The organism is Pseudoalteromonas sp. MQS005, assembly GCF_001661605.1.
Taxonomy (GTDB): domain Bacteria; phylum Pseudomonadota; class Gammaproteobacteria; order Enterobacterales; family Alteromonadaceae; genus Pseudoalteromonas; species Pseudoalteromonas tetraodonis.
The window spans coordinates 37,648-63,616 of sequence record NZ_LYRQ01000008.1 but is presented as its reverse complement, the minus strand read 5'-3'; the positions used below and the strand labels follow the sequence as shown (position 1 = coordinate 63,616).

Annotated in this window: 19 protein-coding genes and 1 pseudogene; 13 read left to right on the top strand and 7 right to left on the bottom strand. The window is 40.0% G+C overall.

What is annotated here, in order from left to right; translation table 11 throughout:
- A pseudogene (locus A9479_RS19925) lies at window positions 1-429 on the top strand (ribonuclease E); the annotation flags it as partial.
- 423 nt (window positions 430-852) lie between these two features.
- On the opposite strand, the gene yejK reads toward A9479_RS19925, so the two are convergent.
- Window positions 853-1,869, bottom strand: coding sequence for a nucleoid-associated protein YejK (yejK, locus tag A9479_RS04920; protein ID WP_058154455.1), 1,017 nt, complete (start codon window positions 1,867-1,869; stop codon window positions 853-855).
- Between the two features lie 63 nt (window positions 1,870-1,932).
- Here yejK and A9479_RS04915 point away from each other — a divergent pair, with 63 nt between their 5' ends.
- The 6 genes from A9479_RS04915 to A9479_RS04890 all read left to right on the top strand — a co-directional run bounded on the left by A9479_RS04915 (window position 1,933) and on the right by A9479_RS04890 (window position 7,920).
- On the top strand, window positions 1,933-2,145 hold the full coding sequence (locus A9479_RS04915; RefSeq protein ID WP_008109847.1) for a DUF1414 domain-containing protein: 213 nt from the start codon (window positions 1,933-1,935) through the stop codon (window positions 2,143-2,145).
- Window positions 2,146-2,150: 5 nt separating this feature from the next.
- Window positions 2,151-3,647 carry a DUF3413 domain-containing protein gene (locus A9479_RS04910; RefSeq protein WP_064662853.1) on the top strand — a complete coding sequence of 499 codons (1,497 nt, stop codon included), beginning with the start codon at window positions 2,151-2,153 and terminating at the stop codon, window positions 3,645-3,647.
- A 145-nt stretch (window positions 3,648-3,792) separates the two neighbouring features.
- Window positions 3,793-4,275 (top strand): DUF4124 domain-containing protein, encoded by a 483-nt coding sequence (locus A9479_RS04905; protein WP_064662852.1) that lies wholly within the window; start codon window positions 3,793-3,795, stop codon window positions 4,273-4,275.
- Window positions 4,276-4,630: 355 nt separating this feature from the next.
- Entirely contained in the window at window positions 4,631-6,349 is a 1,719-nt protein-coding gene (aceK, locus tag A9479_RS04900; protein ID WP_013464685.1) for a bifunctional isocitrate dehydrogenase kinase/phosphatase, read from the top strand.
- 16 nt (window positions 6,350-6,365) lie between these two features.
- Entirely contained in the window at window positions 6,366-7,304 is a 939-nt protein-coding gene (locus A9479_RS04895) for a LysR family transcriptional regulator (RefSeq protein ID WP_064662851.1), read from the top strand.
- A gap of 172 nt (window positions 7,305-7,476) precedes the next feature.
- Entirely contained in the window at window positions 7,477-7,920 is a 444-nt protein-coding gene (locus A9479_RS04890; RefSeq protein WP_024601388.1) for a PA2169 family four-helix-bundle protein, read from the top strand.
- A 330-nt stretch (window positions 7,921-8,250) separates the two neighbouring features.
- Here the strand turns inward: A9479_RS04890 and A9479_RS04885 are convergent, their stop codons facing one another.
- The 3 genes from A9479_RS04885 to A9479_RS04875 are packed head-to-tail and all read right to left on the bottom strand — an operon-like array spanning window position 8,251 to window position 12,923.
- The gene (locus tag A9479_RS04885) at window positions 8,251-11,283 is read right to left on the bottom strand and encodes a TonB-dependent siderophore receptor (RefSeq protein WP_064662850.1); all 3,033 of its coding nucleotides are present in this window, start codon (window positions 11,281-11,283) and stop codon (window positions 8,251-8,253) included.
- Window positions 11,284-11,292: 9 nt separating this feature from the next.
- Entirely contained in the window at window positions 11,293-12,369 is a 1,077-nt protein-coding gene (locus A9479_RS04880) for a FecR family protein (protein ID WP_064662849.1), read from the bottom strand.
- On the bottom strand, window positions 12,366-12,923 hold the full coding sequence (locus A9479_RS04875; protein ID WP_064662848.1) for an RNA polymerase sigma factor: 558 nt from the start codon (window positions 12,921-12,923) through the stop codon (window positions 12,366-12,368). Before A9479_RS04875 ends, A9479_RS04880 begins: the two co-directional genes overlap by 4 nt.
- Before the next feature lie 300 nt (window positions 12,924-13,223).
- Between A9479_RS04875 and A9479_RS04870 the strand changes: the two genes are divergently transcribed.
- The 6 genes from A9479_RS04870 to A9479_RS04845 all read left to right on the top strand — a co-directional run bounded on the left by A9479_RS04870 (window position 13,224) and on the right by A9479_RS04845 (window position 20,523).
- On the top strand, window positions 13,224-13,832 hold the full coding sequence (locus tag A9479_RS04870; RefSeq protein WP_013464679.1) for a PilZ domain-containing protein: 609 nt from the start codon (window positions 13,224-13,226) through the stop codon (window positions 13,830-13,832).
- A 114-nt stretch (window positions 13,833-13,946) separates the two neighbouring features.
- Window positions 13,947-15,002, top strand: coding sequence for an agmatine/peptidylarginine deiminase (locus A9479_RS04865; protein WP_024601384.1), 1,056 nt, complete (start codon window positions 13,947-13,949; stop codon window positions 15,000-15,002).
- A complete protein-coding gene (locus A9479_RS04860; RefSeq protein ID WP_064662847.1) occupies window positions 14,999-15,892 on the top strand; it encodes a carbon-nitrogen hydrolase in 894 nt (297 codons plus the stop codon). The genes A9479_RS04865 and A9479_RS04860 overlap by 4 nt, the downstream gene beginning before the upstream one ends.
- A 50-nt stretch (window positions 15,893-15,942) precedes the next feature.
- Window positions 15,943-19,416 carry a transcription-repair coupling factor gene (gene mfd / locus A9479_RS04855; RefSeq protein ID WP_064662846.1) on the top strand — a complete coding sequence of 1,158 codons (3,474 nt, stop codon included), beginning with the start codon at window positions 15,943-15,945 and terminating at the stop codon, window positions 19,414-19,416.
- Entirely contained in the window at window positions 19,416-20,252 is an 837-nt protein-coding gene (locus A9479_RS04850; RefSeq protein WP_064662845.1) for a peptidoglycan binding protein CsiV, read from the top strand. The genes mfd and A9479_RS04850 overlap by 1 nt, the downstream gene beginning before the upstream one ends.
- 16 nt (window positions 20,253-20,268) lie before the next feature.
- A complete protein-coding gene (locus A9479_RS04845) occupies window positions 20,269-20,523 on the top strand; it encodes a DUF3862 domain-containing protein (RefSeq protein WP_064662844.1) in 255 nt (84 codons plus the stop codon).
- 23 nt (window positions 20,524-20,546) lie between these two features.
- On the opposite strand, the gene A9479_RS04840 is transcribed toward A9479_RS04845, so the two are convergent.
- The 3 genes from A9479_RS04840 to A9479_RS04830 form a co-directional block, all read right to left on the bottom strand.
- On the bottom strand, window positions 20,547-21,914 hold the full coding sequence (locus A9479_RS04840) for a hypothetical protein (RefSeq protein WP_013464673.1): 1,368 nt from the start codon (window positions 21,912-21,914) through the stop codon (window positions 20,547-20,549).
- Between the two features lie 107 nt (window positions 21,915-22,021).
- On the bottom strand, window positions 22,022-24,709 hold the full coding sequence (locus A9479_RS04835; protein WP_013464672.1) for a TonB-dependent receptor: 2,688 nt from the start codon (window positions 24,707-24,709) through the stop codon (window positions 22,022-22,024).
- Between the two features lie 755 nt (window positions 24,710-25,464).
- Complete coding sequence (locus tag A9479_RS04830) at window positions 25,465-25,893, bottom strand: hypothetical protein (RefSeq protein ID WP_013464671.1); 429 nt, start codon at window positions 25,891-25,893, stop codon at window positions 25,465-25,467.
- Window positions 25,894-25,969 lie beyond the last annotated feature (76 nt).

The following is a 25,969-nucleotide window of genomic DNA, read 5'->3' as shown; positions in this document are numbered from 1 at the left end:
AAAGCTGAAGAACCAGTAAAAGCTGAAGAACCAGTAAAAGCTGAAGAACCAGTAAAAGCTGAAGAACCAGTAAAAGCTGAAGAATCAGTACCAGCTGAAGAAGTTGCTGTTGAAGCTGAAACAGCACCGGTTAGCGCTACTGAAACACCTGTAGAAGCGAAAGAAGCACTTGTGGTTGAAAATAAACCTAAGGCAGTTTCGCAAGCGAGTTCAGCTAATGTAAACGCTAAAACAGTGATTACAGCAGGACATGCAAGTGCGCCAATGGCACAGCCTGCGCCTGTAGCCGATAGCGAAACCAAGCATACATCGGTTGCAATGGCACATGACAAACGTGAGTTAATCCCTGACAGCGGCCTTCGCCCTGGCTCGGTAAAACCTGCCGGTCGTGCAAGCTCAGCAATGACTAAAACGCTGAGTGCTGAATAAGCACTGAGTTTAGCTCAAAGCATAAAAAAGCCGCGTTAATTGATTTTAACGCGGTTTTTTAATGCCTGGCATTTATGTATCTGGCAAACGGGGTTCGGGTAAAGTCGAAAGTTAGCGGGCTACGGGGATCGGGCTTCGAGCCTGATCCCCAACCCCTTAGCTCGCAACTTGCTGTGAACAAGATCTATGTCTACAGCTATTCCTAACACTTAAAACATGCGCAAGGTAAACTCCCGCCTACGGATAAGGTCAACATCGAGGTTTATTGTAGGCGGGGCTTTGCCGCGCAAAGGAATTATTCACAAAGAGGGCTAAGAGACACTGCGCTTTTAGAGGGTAAAGTTACAATCGAAAGTTAACGGGCTGCGGGGATCGGGTTACGAGCCTGATCCCGAAACCCGTAGCTCGCAGCCCGCTGTGAGTTTAATCTTGCTGTTGTTCCATAAAGCGCTGTAGCTGATCTTTTAAGTTTGGTGGAATGCCCTTGATCACTAACGTATCAGTGGCTTCATTATAAGTTACACGCTCGCCTAAATGCTTACGCTCAAAACTGATACTGACTCCACCGCCTAAGCCTGAAAATTTAACCATGCTGGTTACCGTTTTTTTATCAACCGGGAATGACTCTTCTAAGTCATAGCTTTGCTCTTTACAAAAGCTTTCAAACGGGTTGTCGTCGCCTTTGGTAAGCGTTGCTGAAAGTTCACTCACATTAGCTTCTTCACCCGTGGTAACACAGTCGTTACAGTAATCAAATACTTGCTTACGTAACTCGTCTTTTTCAGATTTATCAAACTCTTGCTCTGATAAGTAGTCTTCTACCGCATTGAGCATCACTTGACTTTGCTGCTTAGGATCAATGCCCTCTTCACAACCTAAAAAGTCTAAGAAAAAGTCAGCGACTTTACGCCCTGCACGACCTTTAATAAATGAAATATAACGATTGTCGTCTGCCTGGGTATCCCATGCGGTTAAGTCAATACGAGCAGCCAATTGCATACGCGAAATATCTAAATGACGCGATGCGGCTAAATCAAGCTCAGAGGTCATTGAGTAATGCTCTTTAATATTGATCATAGCAATCAACATATAATCAGTCGCCACGTACTGATAGTGACAAAATACTAAATAGCCGGTTTCGTTAAAGGCGTATTTATCTAACTCTTCTTTTAACACCGTTGATGCCTGCTCAGTCATGTGCCAAAAGCCAAGCTCATTATTGCGATAGCTTTGCATGGTAGAGGCTACAATACTGTTTTTTTCGCCACTAAAAGCACAAAACCCTTTGCCTGGCTTGCCATTGTAGGCATGGTGTAATTGCTCAATGAATACAGCCACTTTATCGTTGATAGTCATTTCGTCGTTACGAAGGTGAATTTGAGTGTCGTCGTCTTTTTTGTCTACATAGTGAACGACTAATTTTTTAACATCTATTGCCATCTTTGTTTTTCACGCCTCTGGTGTTAAAATACGGGAATATAACTCTTTTTATTGAACCAACTGATGCCAATCTTATCAAAATACTCTAATGAAGAAGTAGAACAAATCGTCGATCAGCTTATTGATGTTTTATCAAAACACAATGCGCCGGTTGATTTAAGTCTTATGTGTTTAGGAAATTCTATCACGCATATCTTAAAAGAGCATGTACCAACAGGGAAAAGACAAGCCGTTACCGAGAACTTTGCAAAAGCACTCGCGCAGTCGGTTAAGTAAACTCTATGAATTTATCGCAGCACAACCAGTTTTCATCGAAAGCGAGTCAATTATTAAGTTGGGGTCATTGGTTTACATTTGCCAATATTGGCTTAGCGCTTTTAATTAGCTTAAGCTATTTATTTGCCGATTCGCCACCGACCACTTATATGGGTATAACCTATATGATGGTTACTTGGCTAAGCCACACTAGCTTTATTGCATTTTTAGCGTTTGTGCTGACGGTTTTCCCTTTGAGTTTAGTATTCCCCTACCCACGGCATATACGTGGTATGGCAGCAGTGATTGCAACTGTCGGGGCCTCTATCCTTACTTTAGACGCTTACGTCTACTTTAACTTAGGTTATCACTTAAATGCCTCTGCACTGCCTGAAATTATTTCACTGTTGTGGCATCGTGTAACAAACTCACCCGCACTTACTACCTTGCTAGCAGGCAGCATAGTGTTAGCAATATTAGCGTTTCAATTGACTGTTAGTAATTTTACTTGGCATCATTTAGGGCGTTTGAAACAGTTTAAATTTGCCCGTTATGCTGGTTCATTTTTAGTGATTTGTTTTGCGCTCAGCCACAGCATTCATATTTGGGCTGATGCCAATTTAAAATTTGATATCACTAAACAAGATAATGTACTACCGCTTTCGTACCCGACTACGGCAAAAAGCTTGCTCGCTAAAAACGATTTGCTGGATGTTGAAAGCTACGAGCAAGCGCACAACGTTAAAATTAATAACCAAGGTATTAATTATCAAGCACCTGCTCCATTAGAAAAATGTGAAGATTACAGCGCAGCAAAAGTTGATATATTGGTGTTTGATAATGACGAGCAGCTAGCAAAATTTGTTGCCAGCCAACAAAGTATTTATAAAAACACGCAATTTTTACAACCCACAGATCATAGTGATATGTTATTTGGGCTTGTGTACGGCTTGCCAGCATTTTACAAAACGAACATTATTGAGCAGCAAACTTTACCCGTTTGGCAAAGCCAACGCCGTAGTGTGGAAGTGGCCGGTATTGATGAGCTGAGCTTTATTAACGAGCAAGCACACAAAGTCAGTGCAATAAGAATTGTCAAAGGGGCTGAAAACGCCACTGTACGTGATGACGCTACTGAATTTTTTGCTTTTAGTATCTCGCAAAATAGCAATGAAATTGTAACCACGTCAACATTGTACAGCTCCGATAAATTTATTTCTAAGGTGAACGGTTTAATTCAGCCCAGCGATATTATCGCTACGAGCCTTGGCCAATACTTAAACTGTAATGCGCTTGCGCAGCAAACTATGCTGGGTGAAAACTTGTACAGTAAAAGTAATAATATTGGGGTTAATTACTCGCAAGGCGTGGTGATTGCTTATAAAAAAGATAGAATCACGCTTATTGATCGTGATGGAAATTTTAGAAATATCTCTGCCGCTGAAGGGTTTTCAATTGAACAAGGGCTTGATATTCCATTCTTAGTGCATGGTATTAAAAAGCTTAAAACATTTTCTCAATAGCACCTCATAATACGAGCGAGTCATTAAAACTGACTCGCTTAGTTTCTGTTATTACTCCTTTGCACTTGCTATCCCCCCAAGCTAGGTTATAGTTTTTATCATTAAAAATTATTAACTCGATCAGAATATACAAAGGATAATCATTATGTTCAGCGTTATTAATCTGATCATTACTGTCTGTATTTTATGTTTTAGCTCTCTTGCATTAGCTCAAACCACCTATTTCAAGTGCGTCACTCCCAAAGGCACCACTTTCTCTCAGTTTCCCTGTAGTGATAATGCTACCTCACACACAATAACCGCCACTGAGCCTAAGCAAGCCGGTAAAGAAATAAACTATACCAAACAGTTAAACGAGCTGGAACGAGATACGATTATTTCCAACCTAGAAGCAGAGCTGCGCAGTAATCAGCATAAGTTAGCAATACTTTTACGAGAAAAAGACAGGGCTGATTTTAAACAACAGCAGCGTTTAAATCATATATTGAGCGCAGATGATAAAAAGCGTATTAGCAAAGATATTAGAAACACACAGAAAAAATTAGATAAGCAATATAAAAAAGATAAAGCATTGATTGAAAAGCGTATTAAAAAGTTACAAAAAAAGATTGATGCCTATCAACCTTAATCAGACTAACTTCAATAAATATCATCTTAATTAGCTTGGTTTTAAATATAAAATAACATACCCTTAACATCTATAGAGCATAAACTCTATTGTATGTTTAGTGGTGTAATTTCCTTTGACCACCTTTTTCGGATTTAATACTAATACCAATTGCATTAAATTAGTGATCTATTATAGCGACAAAGAAATAAGTCGATAACAAGGCGAAAATTATGATACATAGTTGTTCTATATAAATAATTTTTAACGCAGCTAGCGGATTATTTAAAACGCTAGAATGATCATGTTTTTAATAAAATTGGTATAACCACCGGCATTATCCTAAACACCTAAAGGCGTCTATTAAGGAGTACTGATGCAACCACGCCAAATTGCTGAATTAATTTTAACCGGTTTTAAAAAGCATTATTTGCTGTTTCAAAGAACAACAGCCAAGGCTCCCTACGCTTTTGCTAAAAGAGACTGGCAAGCTATTAATGATATAAGTCGCCTGCGCATAAGCTATTACGATGATCGGGTAAACGAAACAACAAAAACACTGCGAGAACGCCAGCAAACAGACGCGCTAAACGAGAGCTTATGGCTTGAAGTGAAAAAGCTTTACCAACACTTTTTATGTTTTCATCCGCAAGCAGAACTTGCTGAAACATTTTATAATTCAGTATTCTGCCGCCTGTACCACCGCCGCTATTTTCACAATGACTTTATTTTTGTAGAAGCCACGCTCAAAGATGCGCCTTCTGTGCCCGTTGAAGCTGAATACCGTAGTTATTTTCCTGTTGTAGATGGTTTAAAGCCCACCATTAAGCGCATTATTAATCACTTTGATTTTAAGGCCGATTTTGTCAATCTAGAACGCGATATTCGTTTATTAGTTAAAGCCTTTTATAAACAAGCACCCGATACACACCACCAACATTGGCAAATGCGTTTTGATATATTACATACCCCGTTTTATCGTAATAAAGCCGCTTACATTGTGGGGCGCGTTGTATCGCAAAGTGGCGTTCAGCCTTTTATTATTGCGGTGTTACACCATGAAGATAAAGGCCTTTATTTAGATGCCTTACTTACAAAGTCGTCACAAATGCGCGTTATTTTTGGCTTTGCGCGTGCCTATTTTATGGTAGAAACTCATGCTCCTTCAGCGTTAGTACGGTTTTTAAATCAACTTATGCCTAATAAAACCCTCGCCGAGCTTTACAACGCCATAGGCTTTCATAAACAAGGTAAAACCGAGTTTTATCGCGAGTTTTTGAATCATTTAACCCATTCTAATGATGAATTTACCATTGCTCCCGGTACACCGGGTATGGTGATGATGGTATTTACCCTACCCTCGTTTGGTTATGTATTTAAAGTTATTAAAGATAAATTTGGTGAAAGTAAGCCGTTTGGTCGCGATACGGTATTAAAACGCTATCAACTGGTTAAAAGTCATGACCGTGTTGGCCGAATGGCTGACACCATAGAGTATTCAAACGTCGTATTTCCTTTGGCACGATTTGATAGTAACTTGTTAGCGCAGTTGCACAAAACCATTGGCTCATCGATGGTGATTGAGGGTGACTGGTTAATCATAAAACATTTATACATTGAACGGCGAATGACACCGCTTAATTTGTTTTTAGAAAATGCAGACGAAAAAAGTGCCGCCGATGCTATTGAAGAGTATGGCCAGGCGCTTAAAGAAATGATTGCCGTGAATATTTTCCCTGGCGATATGCTGTTAAAGAACTTTGGTGTAAGTAAGCACAAACGTATTATTTTTTATGATTACGATGAAGTGCAATATTTAACAGACATGAACTTTAGAGCACTACCCAAAGCAAAAAGTTATGATGATTATTTGATGGATGAACAAAGTTACTCGGTTGCTCCGCAAGATGTATTTCCAGAGCAATTATGTACCTTTGTAATGCCTAACCCAACATATAAACAATTTTTAACCAGTACGCACCCAGAACTACTTGATGTGAGCTTTTGGAAACAAGCACAACAAAATATAAAAAATGGAAAGGTGAGTCATATTTATCCCTATCCTACAGCACAGCGTTTTATCCATTACTGGTAAACGTTAAGGACACACAATGAATATAAGTAAAATAGATTTAAATTTACTGGTTTACCTCGATACATTACTGCGCGAATGTAACGTTACTCGTGCTGCTAACCAGCTTAATATTACTCAACCGGCAATGAGTAATGGACTTAAACGCCTACGTAACCTTTTTAACGATCCTATTTTAGTGCGTACCAGCGATGGTATGGTGCCGACCGAGCGCGCTATTGAGTTACAGCCTGTTATTCGCGGTATTTTGATGACGCTTGAAGAAACGCTAGCACCTAATCGCGAATTTGAAGCTAAACAAAGTAAACGCGTGTTTAGAATTATGGCCAGTGACTATGCAGCCAGTACCATGGCACCGCGTTTGTTAGGGAAATTACATGAAGAAGCCCCAGACACCACATTAGATATTTTAACGCCCAGCGATGTAACTTTCCATGATGTAGAAAACGGTAAAGTAGACATGGCAATTAACCGCTTCGAGAACTTACCGCAATCGTTTCATCATAAGCGAATTTGGAAAGATAGCTTTTGCTGTTTAGTAAGATCCGACAACCCTATTATTGAAAACTTTAGCCTAGATAGCTATTTAAAAGCCCGTCATATTTGGGTAAGTAAAACAGGCTTTGGTGTTGGGGTTGGCATGGATCCAAAAGATGTGCAAAAGCTGGGTTGGGTTGACGAAGCGCTCGCACATTTTGGGAAGCATCGAAATATTGCCACCTTTACTCGTAACTACCATGTTGCGATTCATTTAGCGAAAGAAAAAAACCTCGTGGCGACTTTACCTTCAAAAGCGGCCAATATTTATGTAGACGATCCGGGGCTTAAAATACTTGAACCACCCTTTCCAATTCCACCATTTGAACTTGATATGATATGGAGCCCTTTGTTACACAGAGATGCTAGCCATATTTGGTTACGTCAAAAAGTGGCCGAAGTAGCTGAAGAGCTTAAATAACCTTCTTACATGCTTTTATGTAAATTTTGCTTGCTAGCAGCATGTTAGCAAGCTTACCTAGACCTCCCCATAATAATAAAACCATGAAAAACAATTAGTTAAAAAATAAAACCGCGTTGGAATGCCGCTTGCTTAGTTATCTATGTATTTTAAATTAACAGAGGTCATTATTATGAGCACCCATCAAGGACAAGAGATAAATCATATCACCGACATTATCCAAGTAATGAATAGCGGTATCGACTTTTACGAAAAAGCACAAGATAAAGTACAAGATCCTAGCGTAAGTGCATTATTTCAGCGCATGATCGACGCCCGCAAAGTAAGTGTTGAAAGCTTACAACCCTATGCAATTAATCAACAAGGTGCACGTGAAGATGGCTCTTCGTTCGCGGTAGAAGCACGCAGAGCATTTACCGCTTTGCTCAGTACATTCACTAGCGATAACGACCAAACCTACATTAAAGAGCTTGAAGAAGTAGAAGATAAAACCTTAGAAGAAATCAAAACAGCGTTAAAAAAGCCTCAATCACATGATTGTGAAGCGGCGCTGTCAAAGGTATTGCTTACCATGCAAAGCTGTCATGCTGAAATGAGTAAAATGCAAAAACATTAAGTTTAAAAACTATAAAAGGGCCTTGCGGCCCTTTGGTTGTTAAATAACAATAGGAGAGTTATTAGGGTCTGTTGACCTTTTAAGGTTGAATTTGCAGCAGTCTGTTTGGTATTTAGGCAAGACAGAGCCTATGTGGTGTGGTTATTCCCCATAAATAGGCGATAACGCCGCATCAATACCAAACAGGCGCTGCCCGAAGGGTTCTGCCTGGGGCGATTTACTCTTTGTTGCTCGGTTTTTACTTAGCCCACTAGGTTACAAACCTCGCGCCGCGATTAAACCGCTCCTAGTTTGAACAAATTTTAATCCAAAAAGGTCAACAGACCCTTATTAAAAGCGGTATTCTGCACCTACGTAGTAGTAAGCACCGTTAAAACCAAATGGCGCTGAACGACGAGAGTACTTAAATACCCCATCACTGCTGACAATGGTATTACCTTGAGCATCTACAATAGTACCCGAACGTGAATTACCTATGGTGTTTTCATCTGGATAAACATCAAATAAGTTATTTGCGCCAATATTTACCGATAAATTATCAGTTACAAAGTAATTAACTTTAATGTCAGTTAAAATTTCAGCACCGTAAGTCTGGCGGCCACCATCTTCAACTGTATACTCACCAAAACGATTAAGTGATAAATTAACAGTCCAATCGTCACGGCGATAAAGCGCACTTAAGTTAATGCGATCTTCTGGTTGCCATTCTTCAATGATAGAAATTTCTTGATCAGAAAACACATCATCGACTGGCACGGTTTCAAGACCAGAACCTGCAGGTGTAAATAACGACACCACATCGGTTTCGGTAAAGTTGGCCGCTAATGTAAAATCAAGTGTGCCGCCTAGACCTTCTGTATTCCATGTAGCCACAAAGTCGATACCTTGCGTTTCTGTGTCAGCCCCATTTAAGAAAAACTGTCCTGCACCAGCACCCGAGCTAAGTAACGCGGCATCAAGACTGTTTGATAAACCTTTGCCTAAGCGATTACTAATTACAATACGGTCGTCAATATCGATTGAGTAGTAATCAAGCGTTACATTAATATTATCGCTTACGTTATAAACAATACCTAAACTGCGGTTTTGAGATTTCTCTTCTGTTAACTTAGGAATACCTAAACTTTGCGCCAGGGTTGAATCGTTTCTAAACGTGCCCACTTCTTCAGCCACTAAATTGCCATTAGGACCAACAACAAACTGCGTGCTGATGTTGTTAAAGTACAACTGCTGCATTGAAGGCGCTCTAAAGCCTGAGCTTAATGCACCACGAAGTGAAATATCTTCGGTTAGTGACCAGTTACCCGCGAGTTTAAAGTTAACTGTATCGCCAAATCCTTTGTAATTATCGTAACGTAACGCCCCTGAGATAATCACATCTTCAATAACGTAAGCTTCAGCGTCTAAGTAAAACGAGATCACATCGCGCGACTCATCAACCGACGATGCTGGCGATGAACCACCAAAGCCTTGTGTGCCACCTGATGCATTTTCGCTACCAATACCACCGCTTAGTCCATCATAAATATTAACACCATTGTTGGTATCGTAATCGCGGTATGCGTATTCGCTGCCCTCTAAAATACGGTACTCATCGGTGCGTATTTCTGCGCCCATTGCTAATGAGTAATCATCAAAATTTTGAGTAAAATCAAGATTAATCGTTTGCAGTGATAACTCCATACCATAGGCGTAACCTTCACGTGGAATAGTGGCGCGAATATCTGCAGCGCTTAAGCCTTGGTCGTAACGTAAGAAGTTGGCATAAGAGGCATTAATCGTATCGCTAGTGGTGTAATCAATGCTGTTTTCACCATAGGTGTACGATAAGTCTAAGCTTGAGTCGTTATCAAACTGCGTTTTATAACCAAAGTTATATGAAATATCGTCAATCGTAGTGTTTATTTTTGGTAAAAAGCCAGCCGGAACTGTCGCATCACCATCTTGTAATACTGGGTTACCACCGGCATTGGCATTATGACGGAAAAATGCTGCTGATTCGTTATCACGCGTTGAGTAGGTAATAAAACCGTATAGTTCACCCGCTCCTAATTCGTAGCCGGTGTTAACCGTTAAACCAAATTGTTGAGAGTCGGCATCGCCAATTCTAAATGTATCGCGTGGCGCGGTTAGTTCACGCGGGTCGCCTGCCAGTAACGTGCCGTCACTGAGCTCAGTACAACCATAAAATTGACATGAACCATGAAGCCCTGCACGGTTAGTTGGTGCGCGGTCACGGTAGTTTATAGTTGTATTTAAATAACCATTGTCACCTAAAGCAAAGCCTTTATTAAAGTCGATGTTAACAGTTTCGCCATCACCTTCTGAATACTCACCGTAGTTAATAGCGGCTTTACCACCTTCGCTGCCATCTTTGAGCACAATATTTATAACACCGGCAATTGCATCAGAACCATATTGAGCCGCAGCGCCATCACGCAGTACTTCAATACGTTTAATTGCTGAGGCTGGAATAGCGTTCATATCGGTACCCGCCGTACCACGCCCCACCGAAGTATTAATATGAATTATACTGGCTTGGTGACGACGCTTACCATTGATCAATACCAACGTTTGATCTGGCCCTAGGCCACGTAGCGTTGCTGGTCTTAATGCGTCAGTACCATCACTGATAGATGAACTTGAAAAGTTAAAAGAAGGTGCAATAGCTTGAAGCATGCGGCCAACTTCTGTTTGGCCGGTATTTTCGAGTGCTTCTGCACTTAAAATATCAACGGGGACAGGTAAGTCTTCAACTGAGCGCCCTGCCACACGACTACCTACAATAGCAATTTTTTCGATGTTTTGTTCTGCGCTTTGTTCAGCGGCATTGATTCCTTGTGAATTAACTGCAAGTAAAGCAGGTAATACAGCTGCACTAACTCCTGAAAGCTTCATCATGTTGTTATCTTTCCTATTGATTTGTTTGAGTTTAATACTCAGTAAACCATTTTGATCAACAACCGCATCGAGCTGTGTCTCAGCCAGTAATGCTTTTAGTGCATCAAGTTGAGAATAAAATCCATACAACGAATTTGCTTCGTATTGCTTGGCAAGTTCATACGAAAAAACCAAAGTTTGTTCTGTTTGCTTAGCAAATTCTATTAAGGCTTTGTCTGCTCGTTGCGCTTTTATATCAAATTGCATCATTTGCCCCTCGGTTTGACTTGCATACACACTGATACTTAAAAACAGCGGTGCAACAAGGCCAAATTGAGTTAAATGGCACGTATGGTTACTGCGCAACTTATATAAACAGTTAGCAAACAAAAATCCTCTATAGTTTTTTATCATTTTTTTAATCTTTAAATTACTTTTTACACCCTTATGAGCAACATTGATTAACAATGGTGTGATTTTCATTACGATTACCTATGATTTTTTTTGATATTTTAGGCTAACAACATGCTCGCCTAAACGTTCATGTTCAATCGAAAAATTATTTTGTAAGCTCTCTAACAGCCCTGCCACATCACCCGCTTTAAAAACACCGGCCACTTTTATACGGGCTAACTCATCAGATGATAGTTCAAACCGCGTAGCGGTATAACGGCTGACTTCGTTTAAGGCATCAACCAGTTGCTCACCATTAAATATCAACATGCCATTTTGCCAAGCTAAGTCACGCTGTACATCATCAACCGATAACTGTGTGATTGGTTTGGTAACGCTTTGTTCAATAATGGCTTTTTCACCGGAAATCACAATATTGGCATTAATTTGACGAATTTCATGATTGTTATTATCAGCTTGTTGATACGCTTTAAAATCATCAGCATTAACAGCAACGCTAGGATCGGTGATCATCACTTTACCCTCAGTAACAACCAGCTCGAGATCTGACGAAGTATTGCGCTGCACATTAAATACAGTACCGAGAGCGGTAAAGCTTTTATCACCGGCCATCACGCTGAATGGGCGTGATGCATCTTTAGCAACATTAAAGCGCCCCTCGCCACGACTTAGTAACAATTGCCTACGGCCTTGGCTATAAGCGACTTCCAATGAGCTATTGGTATTAAGTTGTACAATTGTGCCATCCGGTAAAACATAGGTTGCTTGCTCGCCAACTTTTGTTTTATAAATTTTTGTATAATTTACCTTGGCTAAATTTTTGTTGAAATTGCTATCTAAATTTAGCAATAAATAGCTGCACATCATTAATGCAGCAACAATACTTGCTGCCATGCCAAATACATACGCAGGCTTTGTTTTGCTATTAGCCGGTTGTTTATTTGGAAATAATACGCTGAGTTCGTTAAGTACACTCAGGTCATCCCAAAGCTGAGCTAATTCATACACCGCATTTTGATGAGCAGTACTTTGTAGCATCCACAGTTTAAATTGTTCTTGCTCTTCTTTTGTAAGGCCACGGTCAATAGCACTGATCCATTGGGATGCTTTTTCTAATATTAATTCTTTTGAGGTAAATTGATGGATGTTATTCATTTTGCTGCCCTCATTATGTCCGCACTTTGTTGGCAATGGTCGCTCTCATCGTGTGACTGTTCGCGCATATATAGCATGGTATTTAATAACCCTTTGGCAATGTGTTTTTCTACCGTACTTTGACTTAGCTGCATTTGCTGCGCGATCTCTTTTTGGCTCATTCCATAGACTTTTTTTAAAATAAAGCACTTTCTTACAACAGGACTTAATTGCTCAGTCGCCCGACAAAATAATAAAAAACGCTCTTTAGAGGTGTATTCGTCTTCTAATTGCATTGATTTAAGCAATTTGGGGAGTTCAGTTTCGTGATTTAAAGGGGTACTAAATTTATTATCCCATTTAGCTATATGATTAAGTGCTAGGTGTTTAGCTGTTTTTAACATGTAGCTACGGGTGTATTGAATATCTTGCTTTAATTCAGCTTCATAACTTTTAACAAAGGTTTCTTGAACAATATCATCAACATCGTCAGGCAACACAATTTTAGACACGAAGCGCCGCAGTTGCGTGGATATGTCTGAGAATGTACTGGCTAATTTAAGTTCTCGAGCCACGTGGGTAGTCCCTTGTTATTATTATTACCGTAAGATTACGAGTTTTAGGGCTAATTACAAGGAGTTTTGTTAATTATTGGTTATTTATTAGTTGCTAACATACATAGTGCAATGTAAACGTATTACCTTTTAAAACTTTTTTAATCATTATGCCTGTTTGGTAAATATTGAAAGTTAGCGCAATTTTAGTTGATTTGGCTTTTTATAATGAGGGCAAACAGATATTTAGCTTAATTTTATTGGCGTGTTGTGTAGTAATTTAGTAGTCGCAACGCTACTATTAACGGATAGGAGTTACATATGAATAATCAAAAATTATCAGATTTTGAGCTTTACTTTCAAATTGAGGAAAGTAATCGCGTCAATCTGTTTGCCGTGGATGATTCGGCTGTGCCAAAAAGCTTAGCTGAACTTGACGCTGATATTCCGCCTTTATTTAAACTTGCTAACGAAGTAAGCAGTTTAGAGCAAAGCGCCTTAGGCCCTTTGCGTAATTTAGGTGATATTGCCCAAGAACTAACTACTTTTTTACAAGCCCAGTCACGCAAAATAGATTTGATCATGAGTCATATTTTAGCCTCTGAACAACCTGAAGATAACTCAATCTATTGCGACAGTTATGGCGGTGGCGGCATTAAGTTTACCAGTGAACATTTGTATACATTAGGGCAAAAGTTTCGTACTAAACTTTTTTTACAACACGAGGCCTCTGCGGTGTATTGTTATAGCGAAGTGGTTGCCATTGAAAAACAAGATAATGAGCATTACCAATATACCCTGTTATTTGTATCAATAAGAGACAGCGACCAAGAGCTGGTTGTAAGAGCCAGCTTACATGCGCAAACTCGCCAGCTTAAAAAGCGCCAGCAACTTGAAAAAGCCAAAGAGAGTACAAACGATAAAAGCTAGCGTTTATTTACTTCTCAAATCGCTTTAAAATTGTGAGCCAAACGCTCATTTAGAAGTGACTTAGCAGTAATTGAACTGCTAAACTAGCCCCATCTTTATTTGTATTAAAAATCCATGAACTTTAGACTTTTACCTGAATGGGCCGAGCAAGACGCTGTTATGCTTACATGGCCGCATAAAGACACAGATTGGGCTGATAATTTAGCCCGTGTAGAACCTGTATATATTGAGCTTGCTAAGCATATAACAACGCAGCAAAAGCTTGTTATTGTGGCGCATAATAGTGCCTTAAAAATGCATATTACAGCATTGCTAAATAGCGCTAACATCCCTTTGAATCGTGTTCATTTTGTAGTAACCCCTACCAACGATACATGGGCTCGCGATCATGGCCCGCTTACTTGTAGCGCTATTGACTCACCTGAGCAACTAAAAGTATATGATTTTACTTTCAATGGTTGGGGCAATAAATTTGAAAGCGCATTAGATAATCAAATTAATCGTACTTTGGTAAAAGAGTTAAGTAGCAAAAAAAACCACTATCAAGCGCTCGATATGGTACTTGAAGGTGGCGGTATTGAAATAAACGAGCATGGTGTGTTGCTAACAACCAGCGAATGTTTGCTTAATAAAAACCGTAATCCAAATTTAAACCCAAGTGACATAGAAGCGCTTTTAAAAGCGCACTTGGGCGCAACAGATTTTTTATGGGTTGATCATGGCTATTTAGCAGGTGACGACACCGACAGCCACATTGATACCTTAGTGCGTTTTGCACCAAATAATACCCTTGTGTATGTGCAATGTGACGATAAAAGCGATGAGCACTTCAGCGCGCTTAATGCCATGCAAAAGCAACTACAAAGCTTTAAAACTGCCGATCGCACCCCATATAAGCTAATTGAGTTGCCATGGCCAAAAGCCGTGTACGATGATGAAAACACGCGCTTACCCGCCACCTATGCAAATTACTTAATTATTAACAATGCGGTATTAGTGCCTACTTATAACGATGTAAACGACCAACGCGCGTTAGCACAGGTTCAAAAAGCATACCCAGATCACACAATTATTGGGGTAAATTGTTTACCTATTATTGAGCAATTTGGCAGTCTTCACTGCATTACAATGCAATTACCTCGTGGATTTTTAGCTGGAGCAGCACAATGACAAGCCCTGCAAATTTATCAGTTGCCTTAGTGCAACAAAGCAACAGTGACAACGCTGAACACAATATTGAAAAATCAATTGCTGGCATTCGCGATGCAGCCAGTCAAGGTGCACAACTTGTTGTGCTACAAGAGTTACACCGTAGTTTATACTTTTGCCAAACCGAAGATGTCGACGTCTTTGATTTAGCCGAAACAATCCCTGGGCCGAGTAGTAATACGTTAGGTGAACTTGCTAAAGAGCTTGGTATTGTGATTGTCGCGTCTTTATTTGAAAAGCGCGCTACAGGCCTTTACCACAATACCGCAGTGGTGCTCGAAAAAGACGGCAGTATTGCCGGTAAATACCGTAAAATGCACATACCGGATGACCCTGGCTTTTATGAAAAGTTTTACTTTACCCCAGGCGACTTAGGCTTTGAGCCTATTCAAACCTCAGTGGGCAAACTTGGCGTACTGGTGTGTTGGGATCAGTGGTTTCCTGAAGCGGCGCGTTTAATGGCGATGGCCGGTGCCGAGCTTTTAATTTATCCAACGGCCATAGGCTGGGATCCTCGCGATGATAAAGACGAGCAAACCCGTCAAAAAGATGCTTGGGTTATTAGCCAACGAGCCCATGCGGTAGCCAATGGCGTTCCAGTGATTAGCTGTAATCGTGTTGGTCTTGAGCGCGACCCGAGTGGACAAAGTGACGGCATTCTATTTTGGGGTAACTCGTTTATTGCAGGTCCCCAAGGCGAAATATTGGCAGAGGCTGATAACCAAAGTGAACAAATATTAATGGTTGAACTTGATCAAAAACGCAGCGAGAACGTAAGACGTATCTGGCCGTATTTACGCGACCGCAGAATTGATCATTATCAAGATTTAACAAAAATCTATCGCGACTAAATAATAGTATGGCTCTTAGCAGCTAAGAGCCTAATTTAATGGAGTAATTAATGGCGTTTGAGCAATGGGCAGCCTTGCCTTGGGTAAAATCTCAAAAAGATAAAATTCAATGGGGCGAGCTTTTAGGCAGTGGCTTGAGCATTGCCATTGCACAAGGTGTAAAACAACAAGATAACTTAGTGTTAATAGTTACGCCAGATACACCAAGTGCTTTGCGCCTTGAAACTGAATTAGAGTATTTGCTTCCGGATAACCCGGTAATGATATTTCCGGATTGGGAGACATTGCCTTATGACCACTTCTCGCCCCATCAAGATATTATTTCAGCGCGCTTAGCAACGCTTAATACCCTGAAAAACGAGCAACAAAGCGTACTCATTATGCCTGTATCAACGCTGATGCTGCGCACGGCCCCAGCTTCGTTTATATACGGTTCAACGCTTAATTTTAAAGTGGGCGATAGATTAGACACCCACGCTTTGCGTGAAAACTTAGAGCAAGCGGGTTACATGCACGTGCAACAAGTTATGGAGCATGGCGAATATGCAATACGTGGCTCTATTGTTGATTTATACCCGATGGGCAGTAAACACCCATTTAGGCTCGATTTTTTTGATGACGAGCTTGATACCATTCGCTTATTTGATGTGGAAACACAACGCTCAGATAAAAAAGTAGAAAAAATTGAGTTACTTCCTGCCCATGAGTTCCCCACTAACGATACGGATATTGAACGCTTTAGAATAAACTATCGTGAAAAGTTTGGCGCAAGCGCAGAACAAGACTCTGTATATATGCAAGTTAGTAAAGGTAATTGGCCTGGAGGTATTGAATACTACATGCCATTATTTTTTGATGGCTTGGCGACTATTTTTGACTATTTGCCTGAATCAACGACCGTGATGCAATTAGGCGATTTAGAACATGCGGCGGATAATTTTTGGCACGATGTTAATGTACGCTATGAAAACCGCCGTGTGGACCCCTTGCGCCCACTTTTACCACCGGATGAATTGTACCAGCCAATCAATGAGCTATTTTCAAACTTAGGTAATTATGGCCGCATTCGTTTATCGCAAGCAAAATTGGGCACTAAAGCCGGCAATAAAAACCTTGCCGTTAATGAATTACCCAATGTCCGCATTGATCATAAACAACATGAACCTTACAACGCATTCATTAGCTATGTGGCAGAGCAAAAAAAGAAAAAAGGCCGAGTTGTCATTAGTGTTGAGTCGGATGGTCGACGTGAATCCTTACTGAGTATATTAAAACCCAGCGGCTTAAAATTTAAAGAATTTGATACTTTTGAGCAATTTACCAACAGCAGTAGTGACGTTGGTTTAATTGTAAGCCCACTTGAACAAAGTGTCGTGCTTAGCACAAAACCTAGCCTGAGCATTATTACTGAGCAAGAATTGCTTGGAATTAAAGTATCACAACGCAGACGCCGTAAGCACAAGTATGAAGCAAGCCAAGATGCGCTAATTCGTAACTTAGCAGAGTTAAAAGAAGGCCAACCGGTTGTGCACCTTGACCATGGTGTGGGCCGTTATCAAGGACTGCAAACAATTGATGCTGCCGGTGTGGTTACTGAATTTGTAACCATTATTTATGCGGGTGAAGCAAAGCTCTATGTGCCGGTATCAGCTCTTCATATGCTTAGCCGTTACTCTGGCGGTGAAGAAGCCAGTGCCCCACTGCATAAGCTCGGCTCTGATGCGTGGGATAAGGCAAAAAAACGCGCCGCTGAAAAAGTACGCGATGTCGCTGCTGAATTGCTCGATATCTACGCTCAGCGCCAAGCAAAGCCGGGTAATAAATTTATGCTGGATGGCCAAGCTTATCGTCAATTTAGTGATAGCTTCCCGTTTGAAGAAACGGATGATCAACGTAACGCTATTGAAGCTGTACTGGGTGATATGCAATCAAAACAAGCCATGGATCGCTTAGTCTGTGGTGATGTAGGCTTTGGTAAAACCGAAGTAGCAATGCGTGCAGCCTTTGTTGCGGTTAACGATAATAAGCAAGTTGCTATTTTAGTCCCTACCACCCTACTTGCTCAACAACACTACGATAACTTTAAAGACCGCTTTGCTGATTTTCCAATTGAAGTGGGTGTGCTGTCACGTTTTAATTCGACCAAAGAGCAAAAAGAAACCCTTGAAAAAATGAGTAATGGCAAGCTTGATGTGGTTATTGGCACGCACAAACTAATTCAACAAGACATCAATTTTAAAGACTTAGGCCTGTTAATTGTTGATGAAGAACACCGATTTGGGGTGCGCCAAAAAGAAAAAATTAAAGCCCTGAGAGCTGATGTTGACATACTCACCCTGACCGCAACCCCTATCCCCCGTACTTTAAATATGGCCATGAGTGGTATGCGCGATTTATCTATTATTGCTACCCCACCGGCTAAACGCTTAGCCGTTAAAACTTTTGTGCGCCAACGCGACGAAGAGCTTATTCGCGAAGCGGTACTGCGTGAAATTAAACGCGGCGGCCAGGTGTACTTTTTACACAACAATGTAGAAACCATTGAGCGTGTTGCTCAAGAAATTAGCGAATGGGTGCCTGAGGCAACAGTTACCTCAGCCCACGGGCAAATGCGAGAGCAAGAGCTTGAGCAGATCATGACCGATTTTTATCACCAAAAATACAATGTACTGGTATGTACTACGATTATTGAAACCGGCATTGATGTACCCACAGCAAATACCATTATTATGGACAGAGCCGATAAACTCGGTCTTGCTCAGCTGCATCAATTACGCGGACGTGTTGGTAGAAGTCATCACCAAGCCTATGCTTATTTACTCACAGGTAACCCTAAAGCTCTCTCTAAAGATGCGAAAAAGCGTTTAGATGCCATTGCTTCATTAGAAGATTTAGGCGCAGGCTTTGCCTTAGCAACCCACGATTTAGAAATTCGTGGTGCCGGTGAGCTATTAGGAGACGATCAATCTGGACAAATGCAAACCATTGGCTTTAATTTATACATGGAAATGCTTGAACAGGCTGTTAACGCGCTTAAAAATGGTCAAGAGCCAACCCTTGAAAATCTATTACAAAAACAAACCGAAGTTGATTTAAAGCTACCTGCCTTGTTACCTGATGATTATATTCATGATGTTAACGCGCGTTTAGGTATGTACAAGCGTGTAGCAAGTTGTGCTAACCTTGCTGATATTGATGAACTGCAAGTAGAATTGATAGATCGCTTTGGTTTATTACCCGATGCAGCTAAAAACTTGTTTAGCTTACAACAACTAAAAATGCAGGCGAGCAATTTGGGCATAACCAAAATAGAAGCTAACCCGAAAGGAGGCTACTTTGAGTTTAGTCAAAATACCAAGGTTAATCCTAGCTTCATTATTGGTTTGATACAAAGTGCGCCACACATTTATAAAATGGATGGCGCAAATAAATTACGCTTTGCCATTAGCGAGGCGAATGCCCGTGAACGCTTAAAAATGATCACTGCTATGATTGCAGATTTCGAAAAAAAGGTTAGCCATTAATGTTGCTGAAAAAATCGCTGGTTATTTTATGCTGCTTATTTAGCAGTACTGCATTTGCAGAGCGCTGGTTTGAAGTAGAGGTGTTAATATTTAAACAGCGCCCTGCTCCTTACTTACAAGAAGACTTTAGCTTAAAGCATGACGCCATTGAAGATAAAAACACCTTAGATTTATTGGCCTCTGCTTATAAAAACCAAGCAATGGACGCGTGTATAAACGGTGACCCACGCTTTCAAACACGTACATTTGCTGACACTTTGGTTAATTCAAACCCACAGTCTGCAGCGTGTAACGACAGCATTGATTATGTAAAAAGTTACGATGTGCTGCCAGTAACCCCTCAAGCACCAGTACAAGATACGATGGAGCAAACTTATCTGCTCGCTCCTGAACAACTGCAGTTTGAACAACAACGTCAAGCTTTAGACCGCAAAGGACTCACCCCTTTATTACATACCGGCTGGCGGTTTGAAGGCGCAAGTAAATCACGCTCCCCTAGTATGCACTTATTTGCAGGCAACAAATTAAAAAACAATATGAACACCGGTTTTAGTTACGCCAATTCCGACTTTATTAGCTTACTTGATACTCCTGAGCCATTGTTTAATGAAGCACAGTCTCCGACCATGAAATGGGAGTTAGATGGCTTATTGAAAATACATTTACGCCATTATTTATACATTAATGCGGATTTCGATATTAGTGAAAAGCAAGATAATGGTGAGCTAGAATCAGCCCGTTTTTCACAATTTAGACGCGTTTTCAGCGAAGATATTCATTACTTTGATCATCCTCGTATGGGTATGATTGTACAAATTCGAAAATTTAACCATTAACAGTAGGAAAATAATAATGAAGAAGCTCCTAATAATTGCTGCAGCACTGAGTCTTGCTGCTTGTTCAAAAGTAAGCATGGAAAATTACGAAAAAATTAAAATTGGTATGGACAAAACAGAAGTTGAAGCCATTTTAGGCAGTGCTGATAACTGTGTAGAAAAAACATTACATACTAGCTGTACTTGGGGTGATGACGCTAAAAACATCGAAATTACCTTGGTATCAGACAAAGTAACGCTTTACAGCAAAAAAGGGCTAACGGATAAATAAGGACAACAAAGGAATAACGTATGTTATTCCTCTTTTTTTGCATCGCTGGTGTAAATAAGCTCTATGTTGACTATTTTACTGCGGTTTAAAGTGATTTTGTAACGCTGATAGAGCGTTTTATCCGGTTCGGTTAGAACCAATACCATGTTTAACTGATAGCGCCTTTCTACTCCCTGTTTAGAAATTTTATTGTTTTCTAAATGATAGAGCTTCCCTTCCCCTTTTTTTAAATAACGTGCAAACGGCGCGAGATTAAATTGCAGCGTTTGCTGCAAGCTATCGTAGCCTGGCAAAAATTCTTTAGCACTTACCCGGGTTTCACTAGCAAAATGCAGCCATTGCGCCGCCTGTTTGTTTTGCTGACGACGCTTAGAAAAAATTTTCCTCACTTCTTTGGGGATTTTTTTAAACCGGGTGTACTCTAACCAAATAAACTGACTCGCCACTTTATCTTTTGTGATACTGTTTTTAAAAATAAAGCGCCATTTTGGCCGCCCTCGCACAATAGCACGCCAAATAATACGGGTAATATCTTCTTTAAATATTTCTCTTAGCCCGTAAATAACCCCTAAAATTAGAATTAATGAAGCGGTTATTTCAGTAAAGGTAGAGCGCGCATTTAAAATAACCACCATCACAAAAGCCATTATAACAGCTGTTACAGAGCCTTTTACCAACCGCTTTAAATAGCTATTAAGATAGCGTGTTTGGCGCTGTAAAATCACTCCATGCTCTATTAAACGCTGGAGTAAACGCATCTTATTAGTAATTCTGTTGGCGTCTTTAAGTGTTGAATCAGAATTATATTGCTGCTCTGCTCGATACTCACTCTCTGACTTACAAAAGTTTAATAAGTCGTTTCGTTCTTTAGCGTGATCGCTACTACGCGGGCCTTCATCAAGTAGCTTTAAAAAAGTTTGTTCAATTTGCCAGCTTAGGTAGTTATCAGCATTAGTATAAAACGGGATCAGCTTTTCGTTATCTGGGGTGTAACGTCTGAGTTTTCTAAGTAGGCTTTGGCTTTGCTCGCAAAGCTCCATGGCTCGTTGATAAAACTCATCGCTTTCTTGAATTTTTAACGCATCTTTAATATCGGCATCAATTGCCAGACGCACTTGATAACAATATAAATTTAAATTTTGTCGGTAATCTTGCTGCTCACCTTTGTTTTTACTCACAAAGCGGCTTCGTACCAATGGAAGATGAATGTTATTCGCGTTATAGGCTACAAAAGATTTAAATTGGTTATTAAAGTAAGACTCTTCGCTGAGTGTTTGCGCGTTAATACCCATTTCGTTTGGGATAGAAAAATAAAGATCGAGACGCTGCTCTGCACGCGGTGATAGTTGCGGTTCAATAACAAACGATAAATTTTCGTCTTGCTTTAACAATGATGCCTCCTTCGGTTATCTACCTGAGTTTACGTGCCTCTTTAATTTTGTTCAACAAAAAAGGCCTAGTAAAAACTAGGCCTTTTAGTAGTTCTAATGAATTAAAATTAGAACTTAACGTTTACGCCAGCGAATAAACGACGACCTAACGTATCAAACGTGTACGGGTCAGTGTTTGAATCGTTATTACCTGAGTAATACGGTGGCTCTTTATCAAATAAGTTATTAACACCTGCAGACAATGTCACTGTATCATTAATTAAGTAAGATCCACTAATGTCATGGTACACAACTGAAGGCGTTGAAGGTGCATAACATGTCTCACCATCAATACATGCGAAGCTATCTAGGCCAGCAATGTAGCGTGCTTCATAAGTTGCATCCCAGTTATCTCCTTTAACTGTTAAGTTAAAGTTTGATTTGATATCTGCGTAACTACCAGCTCCACCCGTAATGTAACCAGCGTAATCTACAACAGCACCCGTATCAACAACGTATTCATCTAAATATGTTGTATCAAGGCCAGCTCTCCAGCTTAAGCCTAATGCATCAAATGAATACTTCAGATTTAAGTCAATGCCAGATGTTTTTTCAGAACCAATATTACGAAGCTGATTATTGAAAACAATTCGACCATCAGCTTGTAAAATTGCACCTGTGCTTGCACAAAGTTCGTTTGAACTGCTGTTTGAATTACCAATACATTGATCAACAACGAATTGGTTGTTGTATGTTGAAATAGCATTTTCGATTTCAATGTCGTAGTAATCTACGGTCATTGAGAAACCTTCAAACCATTGTGGTTCGTACACCACACCAAACGTTAAAGTATCAGCTTCTTCTGGTGTTAGATTTTGATTACCGCCCACAGTTACTTCTGCCTGGCTATCAGCACCTGGGTATTTTACTTGCTCATAAGATGGCGCATTACCTGAGTAAAGCTCATCTACCGTTGGAGCACGGAATGCGGTTGAACGTACGCCACGGAACATCAATTCATCATTTGCTTTCCAAGTAAAACCAAGTTTCCATGTTTCATCAGAACCAAAAGTGCTGTAATCAAACGCGCGGATTGCCGCACTTAATTCAACATACTCTGCAAATGGAAGCTCAGATAGTAAGGGTAATGCAAACTCAACATAAGCCTCATTCACATCAAACCCACCACTTGTTGGATCTACACGTGGATCGTTACCTAGACCTTGAGCAGCAATTGAATCAGGATTATACCATGCCTTTTCTTGGCGACGCTCTACACCCGCTGCAAATGCAGCATAACCTGCAGGTAGCTCAAACATTTCACCAGATAATGAAGCTGCCAAAATAAATAACTGGCTTCCACCTGAGTTTTGCTCTGTGTATATATAATCTTGAATGTTTTCTTGTGACCAAGATGCCTCATTTAAAGGCTTAAATGTACCTGCAGCTAAGTCTTCTGTGATTGCAGAAACGTTGTGCAGATTACTCATTTTATCAACAGAATCATTGCGACCAAAGTTTGCTGATGCATCCCATGAATAATCACCAATAATACCTTCAGCACCCACAACAACACGAACAGTATCAACTGTTTGCGATAAGTCACGAGTACCACTTTCAGCCATACGACGACGGTAGCTTATTTCATCACCATAGGCGTAATTAGTCGGTGTTGTAACGTAATTATCATTAGCATCTTTTACAAATGCACCGTTAACGACTTGTCGCTTATCATAAGTTTGTGACAGTAAGCTGTCACCCATATCTTCGGTATATTTAAAGCCAAAGTTGATAGGCTGTGGTGCTAACTTTTGCTCTGACCAGCGCTTAGTATAGGTAAACTCGCTGAAAAGCATTGTGTCATCATTTAGTTCATAATTACCTAAACCTGTGATGTTTAAGCGTTCCATAGGTGTGTATAGGTAGCTTTTAGACGCATAGTTGTATGCATCGTTTTCATCGGTATAGCGGTGTAAGTTACCGCCAAGGCCACTTAAACCAGCATCGTCAGCAACACCCTGCTTCTCGATTTCACCTTTATCGTTGATGATATTAGCTGTATTAACATTGTAAATATGGCCGCCTTCGCTGAATGAAGAACCGCCACAGAAAAGTCCATTTTCGCCTTCAAATAAAGGACATGATGAGAAACCACGATCACCTTGACTTGCTTCACCACGATCAGTGTATTGAATACCAAAAACCATATTACCTTTGTCAAATGTTGTACCTAAGGTAAAGTCGATTGATGTTTCTGACGCATCATGTTTTGAAGTCATGGCTGTGTTGACGTTTAAATCTAAACCTTCAAAGTCATTTTTAAGGATAATATTTACAACACCCGCTACAGCATCTGTGCCGTATACAGCAGAAGCACCGTCTTTAAGTACTTCAATTTGTTTGATCATTGATACTGGAATAGTATTTAAATCAACCGTTGAAGCCGCACCAGTACCTGAATTGATCATACGACGACCATTAACAAGTACTAAAGTACGCTGTGAACCTAAACCACGCAAATCTATAGATGCACCACCGCCAGAGCCATTATTAACGCCAGGGTTTGTCATTGCACCACCCGTAGCCGTCATTTGTTGTAATACGCTATCTACAGATGTTGCACCTGATGCTTTAATTTCATCGGCACCGATAAGTGTAACTGGGCTAGCAGTTTCCATATCTGAACGCTTAATACGAGAACCCGTTACTTGAATTTTTTCAATTGACTTTGCTGCTTCGTCTGCAGCTAAAACCTGAACACTTGAGAACATTGGGATCGCTGCAATTACAGCTAAACCAAGAGTTGATTTTTTCATGGATGAACCCTACTTGTTGAAAATTTACCTAAATTGGTAATGCTCACTTTTATGAGAATTTTGAGTGAGCGGGAGCAACTTAGGCGCCTTTAACTGAATGAAAACTTAACGAACGATCACTATGCAACCAATGAAAATTAAGACGTCCCACGAAAGGAACAAAGGTTACAGTATGTTTCATTGTTAATTAATAAAAACATTTAAAAATCATAAACTAAAGACCAAGCAATCACATAAAAAACACAGCTGAAATCAAATGAGTAGAGTTTGTAATCAAATGTAATTATTACAATAATGTGCCCTAAACAGGAAAATTAACATGTTAATCACAGCTCGTTATTAAAACGGTAAAACTAGGTGTTAATTACTAACCATATTTATGCAAGTAGATTGTTTATTTAGTCTGAATTTTTTTGTTATAAGTTTTAATCATGCAAATTTTATGTGTATTGAAGGTTTAAGACGGGCTGCCAATTAAACTAAAAACGGCTATCAAAGTGGATCCATTAGATAAATCTACATATTAATGACATGGGTGCTTTATTGCACGTATGAGCACAATTGAATAAGTAAGCCAAGCAGAGCTTAAGTTATAAACTTGGAAGGTAAATGGATATGTAAAAGCTATATTAAGAATGGTTATTTTATCAGATGTACTTTAATTGCAGATAACTATTAAATGTGAGGCATTTGGCTTTGCCGCTATAATTTTACGGGAATGGCGCAGTTAAAAACCACGCCTGAGTAGAAAGCCTTTAATAGGTAACGTTAAAAAAATATTCAACATTTTCACTTATGCCAGTGTTTGTATCGACAGTAGTAAGAATAAGCTTCCACACCATGTTTTTTTCTGAGCAAATCCCTACCATGGTATTAGCTACCCAAACGCTGCCCTGATTTTTAAATTGTACGGGAATGTAACCCATATACATGCTAACGCCTTCTAATTTAGCTGCAGTTATTGTTACACCAGTCGGTAACTGAGTGTAAATTGAAAACGGTGTCTCTGGTGATAGGGTTTCTTCGCTTAGCCAAACTTTAACTTGATTTGGAAAAATACACGGGTTGTTATTTTTACACTCTGTTTGTGATTGATTTACTTTTGGTGTTGATGTTGATCCAGAAAAGTCACAACCTAGTAAGAATAGTAGAAAAGAAAGTAAACATACTCTATATATATACATGCAGGTTCTCAAAGTATCTAATGTATTAGCCCAACATTTGGGCACGTTGGTTGATTATCGGCTTTAATGGGCAAGT